This window comes from Cellulophaga sp. F20128 (assembly GCF_023015805.1).
GTDB lineage: Bacteria > Bacteroidota > Bacteroidia > Flavobacteriales > Flavobacteriaceae > Cellulophaga.
Window position 1 is genome coordinate 1 of record NZ_JALKBA010000018.1, and the last position, 13527, is coordinate 13527.

A 13527-nucleotide genomic window follows, 5' to 3' on the forward strand; every position below is an offset into this window, starting at 1 on the left:
AAGTATTATTACCACAAATCATTGTTGATGCTTTACAACCTAATATTGTAGAACTTGCAATTGCTACCGATGATTTATCGCTACTAGTTGACGCCTTACAACAAGCTGATGCTGGCCTGGTGGAATTACTTGGTACTGATGGGCCATTCACGGTTTTTGCTCCAACCAATGCTGCTTTTGCAGCACTACTAGACAATCTAGGCGATGACTATATGAGTCTTGCAGATTTTGACACGGACGAAGAAAAAGAACTCCTTACAAACATACTTAAATATCACGTGGTTGCCGGTGCCGCAGTAAAATCGACAGCCTTAACTGAAGGCCAAGTAATACCAACTGCAGCGGCGCAAAATGTAAGCATTAGCTTAACTGGCGGAGTATTTATCACAGATGCCAATAGCAATAGTGCTGCGGTAACTACAGCCGATGTTATGGCAAGCAATGGTGTGGTTCATATAATAGACAAAGTATTATTACCAAGCACACATTAAATTAATCTGTTGGTTTGATTAATTTGGTTGTTGTACCGGTGATTTAACAATCACCGGTTTTAACCTATAATTTTAAAATAGTATCTTACAAAACATAGGTACGAACGCACTATGAAAAAAATTATTATAATCGGTTCCGGTTTTTCTTCCTTATCTGCAAGTTGTTACTTGGCAAAGGCTGGTTATGACGTTACAATTTTGGAAAAAAATGCAACTACTGGAGGCAGAGCAAGGCAGTTAAAAACAAAAGGTTTTGTTTTTGATATAGGACCTACTTTTTATTGGATGCCCGATGTCTTTGATACCTTTTTTGCCGATTTTAATAAAAAAACAAGTGATTTTTACCACTTAGATCAGTTAAATCCCGCCTACAAAATATACTTTGACACCAATGATTCTATTGCTATTTCTGAAGATTTTAAGGAAACCAGAAATACATTTGAAAAAATAGAACCAGGCAGTGGCAAACAATTAGATCGTTTTATAAATAAAGCTAGAATTAACTATGAAATCGCCATTAAAAATCTGGTATACAACCCAGGAGAGACCGTATTTGAGATTATTAACAGAAAAACCATAACCAAATTATACGAGTTTATACTTACCATTAAAAACCAGGTTTCTGGGTATGTGAAAAATGAAAAACTTCGTAAAGTATTAGAATTTCCTGTTTTGTTTTTAGGAGCTAAACCAAGCAATACCCCCTCCTTCTATAATTTTATGAATTATGCAGACCTTAAATTGGGCACATGGCACCCACAAGGCGGTATGTATAAAGTAGTAGAAGGCATGCAAACCTTAGCTCAAAGTCTCGGTGTACAAATAATTACGGATAGTCCTGTTCAAAAAATAGATATCCAAGATGGTGTGGTAAAAGGCGTTGAGAGTAAAGCTGGGTACCTAGAATGCGATATTTTACTAAGTGGCGCAGATTATCACCACACCGAAACCTTACTACCCCCTCAGTACAGACAATATTCTGAAAAATATTGGGATAAAAAAATATTTGCCCCATCTGCCCTTTTATTCTTTGTTGGTTTTGATAAAAAAATAGAAAAGGTAAATCACCATACCTTGTTTTTTGATACTGATTTTGAAGAACACGCAAAAACAATCTACGATACCAAAACATGGCCTAACAAACCGTTGTTCTACGCTAGCTTCCCGAGTAAAACAGATAGCACAAGCGCACCCAAGGATAAGGAGGCTGCCATCTTCTTGATACCGATTGCTCCGAACATAGAAGATACAGAAGCCCTTAGAGCACATTACTTTTCTCAGATTATTAGCCGAGTAGAAAAACTGACAGACCAAAGTATTAAGGAACATATCTTGTTTCAAGAATCGTATTGCGTCTCTAATTTTAAAGACGACTACAACTCTTACAAAGGCAATGCCTATGGTTTAGCAAATACCTTATTACAAACCCATATATTAAGACCTAAATTAAAAAGTAAAAAAGTAGAAAATCTTTATTTCTGCGGACAATTAACCGTCCCTGGACCAGGGGTACCCCCATCCCTAATCTCTGGTAAGGTTGTAAGTGAACTTATTTTAAAACACAGTAAATTATGAAAGCTCTGTTCGATTCTTCAAGTGTTAATTGTAGCAAATTAGTTACAAAAACATACAGCACCTCCTTTTCATTAGGAATACGGCTTTTTGCGCCCTCAATTAGACCTGCAATTTATTCAATTTATGGATTTGTCAGGTATGCAGATGAAATTGTTGATAGCTTTCAAGGCTATGACCAAGAGGTATTACTTCAGGAATTTGAAGATGACTACAAAAAATCCTTGGTGCGAAAAATAAGCCTAAACCCTATCATAAACTCTTTTCAGCACGTAGTTAGACAGTATGATTTATTTGAGTATGTTGATGCTTTTTTAGCAAGTATGCGTCACGATCTTGACAAAACGGATTACAACACCAGAAAAGAATACAACGATTATATTTATGGCTCAGCAGATGTAGTAGGATTAATGTGTTTACGTGTTTTTGTAAACAATGACAATGAGAAATTTAATCACTTAAAAGAATCGGCCCAGTACTTAGGCTCCGCTTTTCAAAAGGTAAATTTCTTAAGAGACTTTAAGGATGACATCAATGAATTGGGTAGATCTTATTTTCCCGAACTTGAGACAAACACGCTAACTCAGAACGCAAAAGAAAGCATCCTATTAGATATAGAGAACGATTTTAAAGAAGCATACAAAGGCATAGTGCAATTACCTTTGGAAAGTAGAATGGGTGTATTTGTGGCCTATAAATACTATTCTAAGTTGCTTAAAAAGTTAAAAAAAGCAGATACTACCCGTATTATGAATAGTAGAATCCGAATTTCAAACCCCTTAAAGTTTATAATTTTAACCAAGGCATATATCCGACTTAAATTCAATATCATTTAAGGTAAAACATGTAACTTTATAGTACTTTAATTTTACTGTATATTTATTGAATGAAATTCGTTTTTTCCTTTGTGGTGCTCCTTTTCAATCTAACATCAGATTGTACAACTATGACTGACCTTAGAAAGCAGTTTCACACCATTAAAACCCAAGAAGATTTAAAAGAATTTATCAACGCAACAAAAGATAGTAAGTGCCCTAAAGTAACACCTTATATTGCCTCATGCACAATGAAAAAAGCAGAGTACACCATATGGCCTTTTAAAAAATTAGCTTATTTTAATGAAGGCAAAAAAGCTTTAGAGCTTTATATTGAACAAAACCCAAAGGATATTGAAGCGCGATATGTTCGCTTTTTAGTTCAGCGTAATACGCCCACTTTTTTAGGGTATACTACAAGAATTGCAGGAGATAAAAAATTCATTAACGATCATATTTCTACTGCTAATTTACCAGAAGAATACAAGAGCACAATTTTAATTAACGTTAACACCATAAGTCCAAACAAATGACAATAGCCCTATACATACTAATTACCCTTGGTACATTTGCTGTTATGGAAGTTGTAACCTGGTTAACACATAAATTTGTAATGCACGGTTTTTTATGGTATTTACACGCAGATCATCATCAGCCAAAGTACCCACATCCCTTTGAAAAAAACGATTTATTCTTTGTTATTTTTGCCATACCAAGTATCGCTTTATTTTATTTTGGCATTCGTCCTGCACTTAATTTTTTATTTTTTATTGGGCTTGGAATCTTATTTTATGGAATTGCCTATTTTTTAATTCATGATGTTTTAATTCACCAACGATTTAAATGGTTCAAGAATACAAAAAATAGCTATTTAATTGGGTTACGAAAAGCGCATAAGGTGCATCACAAACACTTAGACAAACATCAAGGTGAATGTTTTGGAATGCTATTTGTTCCAAAAAAATACCATACCCAATACAAACAGTAATGAAGCCTTTTTACTATTTACTTATAGATATTACCTGCATAAGTGTCCCGCTCCTTGCTAGCTTTTACAAAAAACATCCATTTTATAAAAAATGGCCCTCTTTTTTTAAAGCATGTCTTCTTGTGGCCCTATTTTTTATAGTATGGGATTATTGGTTTACTGCTATTAAAGTATGGGGATTTAATACAGACTACCTTAGTGGTTTATTCATAGGCGAACTCCCTATAGAAGAAATTTTATTTTTTATAGCCATACCCTACGCCTGTGTATTTACTTATTTTGCCTTATTATTTTTAGTAAAGAAGAATCCTTTACAAAAAATTGAAAAATACATCACCTATGTACTCATCACTATATGTATGGTGGTAGCCGTACTGTTTTACGACAAGTTATATACTTTTACCACTGCCTTTGTAGCTGTCCTTTTTCTTGTATACGTAAGCTATAAAAAAGTGAACTTAAGTTATCATTACCTCACCTACCTATTAATCATTCCGTTTTTTTTAGGTAGTAATGGAATCCTTACAGGTAGTTTATTGGAAAGTCCCATAGTGTGGTACAACGATGCTGAAAATTTAGGAATTAGAATTGGCACCATACCTATAGAAGACAGCGTTTACGGTTTAATTCTAATTTTTATGAATATTGAATTGTTTCGCTTTTTTAATAAAAAGAAACAACCTGTTATTTAATTCTCTATCCCTTCCTTATATACCTTTAGCGCTCTTTCTCTGGCCTCTTTATGCGCCACCATAGGATGTGGATAATCTAAGGTATCTAATTCCGGAATCCATTTTTTTACATATATAAAGTCTTTATCAAACTTTTTCAACTGTGTAATAGGATTAAATATTCTAAAATAAGGAGCAGCATCACAACCTGTGCCCGCAGCCCATTGCCAATTTCCGTTATTGGAAGCCAATTCATAATCCATTAACTTTTTAGCAAAATAGGCCTCACCCCATTGCCAATCTATTAACAAATGTTTACACAGAAAACCAGCAGTAATCATCCGCACCCTATTGTGCATAAAGCCAGTTTGGTTCAATTGTCGCATTCCTGCATCTACCATAGGGTAGCCTGTAGTACCAGAACACCACTTATCAAAATCAACTTTATTATTGCGCCATTGAATTCCGTCATACTTAGATCTAAAATTTTGGGTAACTACTTTCGGGAAATGATACAGGATTTGAGTAAAAAATTCTCTCCATATTAATTCACTCAAGAAAACACTTTCCTCTCCCTTTAACCCTCGTACTAACGACCGAACACTCACAGTTCCAAAACGCAAATGAGGTCCTAAATAGGTGGTCATATCATCTGCAGGAAAATCTCTTTTGGCCGCATAAATTTCTAAATGTGTTAGATTATACGGCTTAACGGCAATAGTAGATGCCACAAACCCCAAGTCATTTAAGGAAGGGAAATCGACAGACAACTCTAACAACTTCCCTTTTAAAGTACATTTTTGTTCTTGGATATATTCTGTTTTTAATAGAGACAACCATTTGTTTTTATAGGGAGTGTAAACCGTATAAGGACCTCCGTCATTTTTAAGAACATCATGCTCCTCAAAAATAACACTGTCCTTATACGAAGTTACCTTTATGTTGTTTTCTTTTAAAAGCGCATTTATCTTAGCATCGCGCTGCAGGGCATAAGGCTCATAATCTTTATTGTAAAAAACACTTTTCACCGTATAGGTCCTGATCAATTCTTTCCAAGATTCCTCTGGGGTTGCATGCATACAAAGCAGGCCACTATTAAATTTCTTCAAGCTATTATTTACCTCTGATAAGGTTTGATGAATAAACGTTACCCTTGCATCATCCTCATCCAATTCACTTAAAATATTGGGATCAAAAATAAAAATTGGCACTACCCTATTACCAGAATTTAATGCCTGACAAAGTGCCGTATTATCTTCCAACCTTAAATCCCTTCTAAACCAAAAAATGGAAATATTTTCGCTCATACTACTGATAAAATCAATCTACTTCAAAAATAACATCTATTCATGTAAACAAGGCAGTATCTGCACAATTTATCACTGCCATCATTACGAGATCGTGAATAAATTTGAAAATAAAATTCTAGAAGTTTTAATATCTACGACACATAGTTATATTTGCAGCGCTAATCTCTTGTTTAGAACAAACAAGTGTAAGCCCACGTGGCGGAATTGGTAGACGTGCTACCTTGAGGGGGTAGTGTTCTTATGGACGTGCTGGTTCGACTCCAGTCGTGGGCACAAAAAAACCGTTTCATTTGATAATGAAACGGTTTTTAATTTTTAGTTTACACCAAACTAAAGGTCTTTAATTTTTACATTTCTGTACCAAACGCCAGCTCCGTGATCCTGTAGCGCTAAATACCCATCGTTGGTTTTTCCATAATCTGGATAGTCGTTCCACTTTCCACTATTGCGCCTTTCTTTCCAATCATCGCTATATTTATTAAACTCCACAATTTTTTCACCATTAAGCCAATGCTCTGTATGTCCATTATTAAAAATAATTTTACTGGTATTCCACTCACCTACAGCCTTTAATTCCTTTTTATCATTTGCTATATGCATTTGGTAATTAGCCCCTGCATATTGCGAATCATCTATGTCTGGATAGCCGTCATCATCTAAAACCTGATATTCTGGACCAGTTTGATAAGGAGAATGATAGATTGTATCCTCTACAACATGATAAAAAACACCACTATTCCCTACTTTACTTATCTTCCATTCAAACACCAATTCAAAATTATCATATGTTTTAGTGCTAATAACATCACCACCAACATCTCCTGCTTTCCCAAAACATTCAATGATGCCATCTTTAATAGACCAGTTGTCTGGTAATTCTTCTTTATTATATCCTCTCCAGTCGGTTGCATTCGTTAAAGAAACCCAATCATTAACAATTGGCGTTTCAACTAGTTCAACTTCTTTTTCTGTTACCGCTTCTTTTTTTTCCTTGCACGCGCCCATTAGTACTACAATGCTAAGTGCTCCAATAATTTTTCTCATCGTTCTTTTTGAATTTAAAATACGCACTAAATATATCAATTTATTATAAATATTAGTTTCCATAAATTAAACTTTAAATCCATAGTATTCCAATGCAAAAAGTTATACTATATTAACTATATCCTTATCTTTACGGCTTCATACAATGAAAGTATATCCTTTTAAAATACCCAAACCGTTAAACAACAACCTCATTATACAGGTTGATGAAGAAGATATTTTTTACAACAAACTACATCAACACCAAGAAATTCAGATTTCATATATCCAAAAAGGTACAGGAACCCTACTAGTAGCAGACAGTATACATACCTATAACCCGGGCGAACTTTACGTTATAGGCAGCAACTTACCTCACGTTTTTCAATGCGACGCCAATAACTTAGGGAAGTCGAAAATGGTATCTATTTTTTTTACCAAACAATCCTTTGGAGAAAAATTTTTTGACACCGTAGAGATGAACGAATTGCATTCTTTTTTTAAAAATGCCGGCTCAGGGTTTAAGGCAACAAGCCTTCCTTTAGCCTTGGAAAATAGCATAAGGACAATTGTGGATTTATCTATTTTAAACAGTTTCATTGTACTTATACAACTCCTTCAAAACTTGAGTCACGCAAAGGTTAAAACACTTACATCCTTTGTATATCCTAAAAACATTACAGATGCAGATGGCAAGCGCATGCAAATTATTTTTGATTATGCCATATCTAATTTTACGAATGAAATTACCCTACAATCCGTAGCAGATCTCGTATTTATGACCCCTAATGCATTTTGCAGATATTTTAAACAACGAACAAATAAAACTTTTTTTCAATTTCTAATTGAACTACGTCTAGAATACGCATGCAAGCTTTTAAAAACTGAAAGCGAGATGTCTGTAGAGGATATTTCAATTAAATCTGGTTTTAATAACCTATCCAACTTCAATCGGAAATTTAAAGAATATAAAAATAGCACCCCTAAGAGATACAAGAACTATAATTATTAATACGGTAACATAGTATCGGTTTTAGGTAATATGAACAATAGAAGTCTTTACAATTACCCCTAATTTTGTTTTTAACATTTATTAAAAATAAAAAATTATGAGCGTACAATGGAAAGGTGTTATGCCTGCAGTGACCACTAAGTTTGATGCAAATGACAACTTAGACTTGGATATGTTTAAAGTGAACCTAAAAGCACAACTAGATGCTGGGGTAAGTGGTATAATTCTTGGCGGTACTTTGGGAGAAGCAAGTACCTTAACTAAAGACGAAAAAAGCACACTTGTTAAAGAGACCGTTGCTTTTGTAAACGGAAAAGTACCAACCATAATAAATATTGCAGAACAAACAACGAAAGACGCTATTAGTGCTGCCCATGCTGCCGAAAAAGATGGCGCTCACGGGTTAATGTTATTACCTCCAATGCGTTATAAAGCCGATGATAGAGAAACTGTTACCTACTTTAAGGAAATTGCAAAAAACACTTCTCTACCAATTATGTTATATAACAACCCTATAGATTACGGTATTATGATCACCTTGGATATGTTAGAAGAATTAACAGAATGTGAGAACATTCAAGCTGTTAAAGAATCTACCAGAGACATCTCTAATGTAACCCGCATGAAAACTAGATTTGGCGACAGGTATAGCGTTTTAACTGGTGTAGACACCTTAGGTCTTGAAAGTATTTTAATGGGAGCTGATGGATGGGTTGCCGGACTTGTATGTGCCTTCCCAAAAGAAACAGTAGCTATCTACAAATTAGGACAAGCTGGCAGAATTGAAGAAGCTAGAGCAATTTATAGCTGGTTCTTACCTATATTAGAATTAGATGTTAGTACCAAACTTGTGCAAAATATTAAGTTGGCCGAAGTAAAAACGAACATTGGAACTGAAAATGTTAGAGCTCCACGTTTACCACTTATTGGTGCTGAAAGAGAAAACGTTTTGGCAATTTTAGATGCTGGTTTAAAAAATAGACCAACATTACCAGATTACTTATCTTTGTAAAGTATAATTCTATACCACAAAACTCATTGTGCTTTTTGATTTGTTTGGTTACACTTTTCTGGTAATTCAACTATTTATTCCAAAAGCACAATGAGTATTAAATCACTAGTAATTAAGTTATTGAAACAAACATTAAAAAGGAAAGACTGAAAATGATTACAGGCAAAAATTATATTGGCTCAACAGCATCGGGATTAGGAACAACATTTAAAACTTTTAATCCTATTGAAAATAGTGAGAATGACGCTACTTTTCATGAAGCTACTGAGCAGGAAATAAACGATGCAGTAGCTTTGGCTAAAAAAGCTTTTTTTACCTATAAAAATGTATCAGGATTAGAAAAATCAAATTTCTTAAATGCCATTGCTGATGAAATTTTAGAGCTTGGTGATGAACTAATTACCACTTACACAAAAGAATCAGGTTTGCCTGCAGGCAGAGCTACAGGTGAACGCGGTAGAACAATTGGCCAATTACGTTCTTTTGCAAACTTAGTAAAAGAAGGTAGCTGGGTTGAAGCTTCTATTGATACTGCAGAGCCAAACAGAGCACCTCTTCCTAAGGTTGATATTCGAAAAATGTTAGTTGCTGTAGGTCCAGTTGTGGTTTTTGGTGCTAGTAATTTTCCATTAGCATTTTCAACTGCTGGTGGTGATACAGCTTCTGCTCTTGCATCTGGCTGTCCTGTGATTGTAAAGTCGCACCCAATGCATGCCGGAACAGGCGAGTTGGTCACTTCAGCAATCCTAAAAGCAGCACAAAAAACAGGTATGCCTAATGGTGTTTTTTCTAACTTAAACAGCAGCGGCATAGAAGTTGGGACTCAATTGGTTAAACATAAAGACATTAAATCTGTAGTATTTACAGGAAGTTTTACTGGCGGAAAAGCCTTGTTTGATATTGCCAACAACAGACCCGAACCAATCCCTGTATTTGCTGAAATGGGAAGTATAAACCCCATTGTAATTTTACCGAATACATTAGAAAATAATGCCGAAAGTATTGCCAATAACTTAGCAGGATCAATTACGCTAGGAACAGGACAGTTTTGTACTAATCCAGGGCTTATTTTAGGTCTTAAAAGTGATGCCTTAACAGCATTCACTAAAAATTTAGCACTTAAACTATCTGGTATTGATGCTGGCTGTATGCTTCACCCCAATATAAAAAAGGGATTTGCAAGCACAAAAGAAATGGTTACAGCGCAAGATAACGTTGTGGTTCTAACAGAAAAAAATGCAGCTGAAAATCCAAACTTCGCTAAATCTCAACTGGCAACTGTAAGCGGAAAAACCTTTTTAAAGAACCCTAAATTACACCAAGAAGTATTTGGGCCCTTTTCTTTGGTGGTTCAATGTGAAAATAAGGATGAACTTCTAAACGTTTCACAAGCATTGGAGGGTCAATTAACAGCCACCATTTTAGGAGAGTCAGAAGAGTTGACTAACTACTCAGAAATCATCAGCTTTATTTCTGACATAACAGGGCGGATTATTTTTAATGGAATGCCCACAGGTGTAGAAGTTTGCCCTTCAATGCATCACGGAGGCCCATACCCTGCAACCACAGACAGTAGATTTACCTCTGTAGGTACAGGTGCTATTAAACGATTTGTTAGGCCATTATCTTTTCAAAACTGGCCCGAAGAATTATTACCAGAAGCACTGAAAAATAAAAATCCATTAAGTATATTACGTCACTTAAATGGAACCGCAACAGCAAAATCAATCTAAAGAATGAAAACAGTAAAGTCAATACTAATCCTAACCCTTTTATTACTTGATTTTACTGTATTTGCTCAGCACAAGGATTCCAACCAATTAGCTGAAATAATAAAAACTTATGAAAAAGAACGGACCTATGATTTTAATCGATTTGAATCTGTAGAAAATACAATTGCTTATTATCAAAAAGAATCTGATTTTGCCGAAAAATTAATAGGAGATATAGCCGCAATAAATCCAAAATCACTTTCTGAAACTGAAAATATTTCATTAGAATTATTGCTATTTGTACTTCAAGATAAAATAGATACACATACTTTTAAGATGTATTTAAATCCCATTACTTCTGAATCGGCCTTTCATTTAAATTTAGCCGCTATGGCAGACAGGTCATTTAGCAACTACAACCAAGTGAAAACCTACCTAAAAGAATTGCAAAGCCTACCCAATAAAATTGAGTATAATTTAGCACTTTTAAGAGCAGGAGTAAAGGAAGGTATTTCTCAGCCCAAAGAAGTTTTTGGAGATTATGGCTTTAGTTACAACAAACACATTACTACAGATTACAACCAAAGTGAATTTTACAAACCATTTAACCATCTTCCCAATGTACTTACAAAAGAACAGAAAGATAGTGTATTATTGGTTGCCAAATTGAGCATTCAAAAGAATGTAATAGCACAATATAAAAAAATTAAACTGTTTTTTGAAACTGAATATTTTCCAAATACTAGAACTAAATTAGGAGTTACCAATACTCCAAATGGCAAGGCCTTTTATCAAAATAGGATTAATTTTTATACCACAAGCACGGAATATTCAGCAGATGATATTCACCAAATTGGTCTTAATGAAGTTGCTAGAATAAAAGCCAAAATGCAAGAAATAATTAACGATTTAGGTTTTAAAGGTAGCTTTTCTGATTTTTTAAAATACCTGAGAACAGACCCTCAGTTTTATGCTACATCACCAAAAGAATTATTAATGTTAGCTCGGGATATTGCCAAACGAATTGACGGACAATTGCCGAAGTATTTTAAAACACTGCCTAGAAAACCATATGGTGTTGAACCTGTTCCTGCAGCAATTGCCCCAAAATACACGGCCGGAAGGTATTCCGGTGCAAGAAACGAAACCAGCGCTGGCTACTATTGGGTAAACACCTACAATTTACCGAGTAGAACTTTATACACCTTACCTGCTTTAACTGCCCATGAAGCTGTACCAGGGCATCATTTGCAAATATCATTAAACAACGAATTAAGCACATCTATTCCTAAATTTAGAAGAAATTTATACCTTTCTGCCTATGGTGAAGGCTGGGGCTTGTATGCAGAGTATTTGGCTGATGAAATGGGTATTTATACTACACCCTATGAAAAATTTGGTCAATTAACCTATGAAATGTGGAGAGCCTGTAGACTCGTTGTAGATACTGGAGTTCATGCAAAAAATTGGGGGAGGCAGCAAGTGCTTGATTATATGGCATCAAATACGGCATTATCAATGCATGAAGTTACCACTGAAACAGATCGATATATTTCTTGGCCAGCCCAAGCAATTTCATATAAAATTGGAGAAATAAAAATTCGAGAATTGCGAGAAAAAGCAGAATCGGCCCTAGGAGATAAATTTGACATTAGAGATTTCCATGTGGTAATTTTAGCCGAAGGAACTGTTACATTATCCATTATGGAAAATAGAGTAAATAGCTATATAAAGGCTGTAAAAAATGAGTAAAAACACCTTTCATTGTCTAGACGCACATACCTGCGGCAATCCAGTTCGATTGATAAAAGAAGGCGGACCTAACCTTATAGGCGCTACTATGAGCGACAAACGGCAACACTTTTTAAAAGAGTACGATTGGATTAGAAAAGGTTTAATGTTTGAGCCTCGAGGTCATGATATGATGAGTGGTAGTATTTTATATCCACCAACAAACCCGGCCAATGATATTGGCGTACTTTTTATAGAGACAAGTGGTTGCCTCCCTATGTGCGGACATGGAACAATTGGCACGGTAACCATTGCCATAGAAAAAGGTTTGGTTGTCCCAAAAGTACCAGGAGAGCTAAAATTAGAAACCCCTGCTGGCTTGGTAAAAGTCTCCTATAAGCAAGACGGAGAGAAGGTAACTTCGGTAAGACTAACCAACGTAAAATCATATTTAGCCAAAGAAAACATAACAGTAGAATGTCCTGATCTCGGAATGCTCACTGTTGATGTATCTTATGGCGGTAATTTTTACGCCATTGTAGATCCCCAAGAAAATTATCAAGGATTAGAAAATTATACAGCAGATCAGCTAATTTCATGGAGCAGGGTATTAAGAGACCGCATAAACCAAGAAAACACCTTTATTCATCCTGAGGATGATACCATTAATGGTTTAAGCCATTTATTATGGACCGGAAAAACCATATCTGATAAAGCATCTGCTAGGAATGCTGTATTTTATGGCGACAAAGCAATTGACCGCTCTCCTTGTGGCACAGGAACATCTGCACGAATGGCACAGTGGTACGCCAAAGGCAAGCTAAAAAAGGGGGATGAGTTTATTCATGAAAGCATTATTGGCAGTCAGTTTATTGGCCGTATTGAAGAAGAAACTACCTTAGGAAACCAAAAGGCAATTATTCCAAGTATTGAAGGTTGGGCTCGCTTGTATGGCGAAAACACAATTACGATAGATGATGATGATCCGTATGCATTTGGTTTTCAGGTGATCTAAAAAAAATGAGAAAATGATTTATTGGTTTGATGAACAAAAGTAAAAAAATGAAAACAAACACAATTTCATTCAATCAATAAAATACGAACTAAAGATCTATCAATTTATATTGAAACTACATAACAAAATACACAGAACAGATTCTGTCTTAGCTATTTAGCAACAGCTAGAAAAA

13 protein-coding genes and 1 tRNA gene are annotated in these 13527 nt (G+C 35.1%); 12 read left to right on the forward strand and 2 right to left on the reverse strand.

Going from position 1 to position 13527, the window contains the following annotated elements; translation table 11 throughout:
* The 6 genes from MWU65_RS14115 to MWU65_RS14140 form a co-directional block, all read left to right on the forward strand.
* On the forward strand, nt 1-491 hold a 491-nt coding region (locus MWU65_RS14115), incomplete at its 5' end, for a fasciclin domain-containing protein (RefSeq protein ID WP_247078906.1).
* Nucleotides 492-602: 111 nt separating this feature from the next.
* Nucleotides 603-2066 (forward strand): phytoene desaturase family protein, encoded by a 1464-nt coding sequence (crtI, locus tag MWU65_RS14120; RefSeq protein ID WP_247078909.1) that lies wholly within the window; start codon nt 603-605, stop codon nt 2064-2066.
* Entirely contained in the window at nt 2063-2899 is an 837-nt protein-coding gene (locus MWU65_RS14125) for a phytoene/squalene synthase family protein (RefSeq protein WP_247078911.1), read from the forward strand. The genes crtI and MWU65_RS14125 overlap by 4 nt, the downstream gene beginning before the upstream one ends.
* Nucleotides 2900-3009: 110 nt before the next feature.
* Nucleotides 3010-3411 carry a hypothetical protein gene (locus MWU65_RS14130; RefSeq protein ID WP_247078913.1) on the forward strand — a complete coding sequence of 134 codons (402 nt, stop codon included), beginning with the start codon at nt 3010-3012 and terminating at the stop codon, nt 3409-3411.
* Nucleotides 3408-3866 (forward strand): sterol desaturase family protein, encoded by a 459-nt coding sequence (locus MWU65_RS14135; RefSeq protein WP_247078915.1) that lies wholly within the window; start codon nt 3408-3410, stop codon nt 3864-3866. Before MWU65_RS14130 ends, MWU65_RS14135 begins: the two co-directional genes overlap by 4 nt.
* Nucleotides 3866-4558 carry a lycopene cyclase domain-containing protein gene (locus tag MWU65_RS14140; RefSeq protein ID WP_247078917.1) on the forward strand — a complete coding sequence of 231 codons (693 nt, stop codon included), beginning with the start codon at nt 3866-3868 and terminating at the stop codon, nt 4556-4558. The genes MWU65_RS14135 and MWU65_RS14140 overlap by 1 nt, the downstream gene beginning before the upstream one ends.
* Here the strand turns inward: MWU65_RS14140 and MWU65_RS14145 are convergent.
* Entirely contained in the window at nt 4555-5844 is a 1290-nt protein-coding gene (locus MWU65_RS14145) for a deoxyribodipyrimidine photo-lyase (RefSeq protein ID WP_247078919.1), read from the reverse strand. The two genes, MWU65_RS14140 and MWU65_RS14145, sit on opposite strands and share 4 nt — an antisense overlap.
* A 192-nt stretch (nt 5845-6036) precedes the next feature.
* Between MWU65_RS14145 and MWU65_RS14150 the strand changes: the two genes are divergently transcribed.
* A tRNA-Leu gene (locus tag MWU65_RS14150) sits at nt 6037-6120 on the forward strand.
* Nucleotides 6121-6177: 57 nt separating this feature from the next.
* Here MWU65_RS14150 and MWU65_RS14155 read toward each other — a convergent pair.
* Nucleotides 6178-6891 (reverse strand): DUF1080 domain-containing protein, encoded by a 714-nt coding sequence (locus MWU65_RS14155; protein ID WP_247078920.1) that lies wholly within the window; start codon nt 6889-6891, stop codon nt 6178-6180.
* A gap of 145 nt (nt 6892-7036) precedes the next feature.
* Here MWU65_RS14155 and MWU65_RS14160 point away from each other — a divergent pair, with 145 nt between their 5' ends.
* From MWU65_RS14160 to MWU65_RS14180, 5 genes are all read left to right on the forward strand, one after another.
* Nucleotides 7037-7882, forward strand: coding sequence for an AraC family transcriptional regulator (locus MWU65_RS14160; RefSeq protein ID WP_247078922.1), 846 nt, complete (start codon nt 7037-7039; stop codon nt 7880-7882).
* A gap of 97 nt (nt 7883-7979) precedes the next feature.
* Complete coding sequence (locus tag MWU65_RS14165) at nt 7980-8894, forward strand: dihydrodipicolinate synthase family protein (protein WP_247078924.1); 915 nt, start codon at nt 7980-7982, stop codon at nt 8892-8894.
* A gap of 152 nt (nt 8895-9046) precedes the next feature.
* Nucleotides 9047-10627, forward strand: coding sequence for an aldehyde dehydrogenase (NADP(+)) (locus tag MWU65_RS14170; protein ID WP_247078926.1), 1581 nt, complete (start codon nt 9047-9049; stop codon nt 10625-10627).
* Between the two features lie 3 nt (nt 10628-10630).
* The gene (locus tag MWU65_RS14175) at nt 10631-12358 is read left to right on the forward strand and encodes a DUF885 domain-containing protein (RefSeq protein WP_247078928.1); all 1728 of its coding nucleotides are present in this window, start codon (nt 10631-10633) and stop codon (nt 12356-12358) included.
* Nucleotides 12351-13352: a 4-hydroxyproline epimerase gene (locus tag MWU65_RS14180; RefSeq protein ID WP_247078930.1), complete on the forward strand. Its 1002-nt coding sequence runs from the start codon at nt 12351-12353 to the stop codon at nt 13350-13352. Before MWU65_RS14175 ends, MWU65_RS14180 begins: the two co-directional genes overlap by 8 nt.
* The last annotated feature ends 175 nt before the right edge of the window (nt 13353-13527 follow it).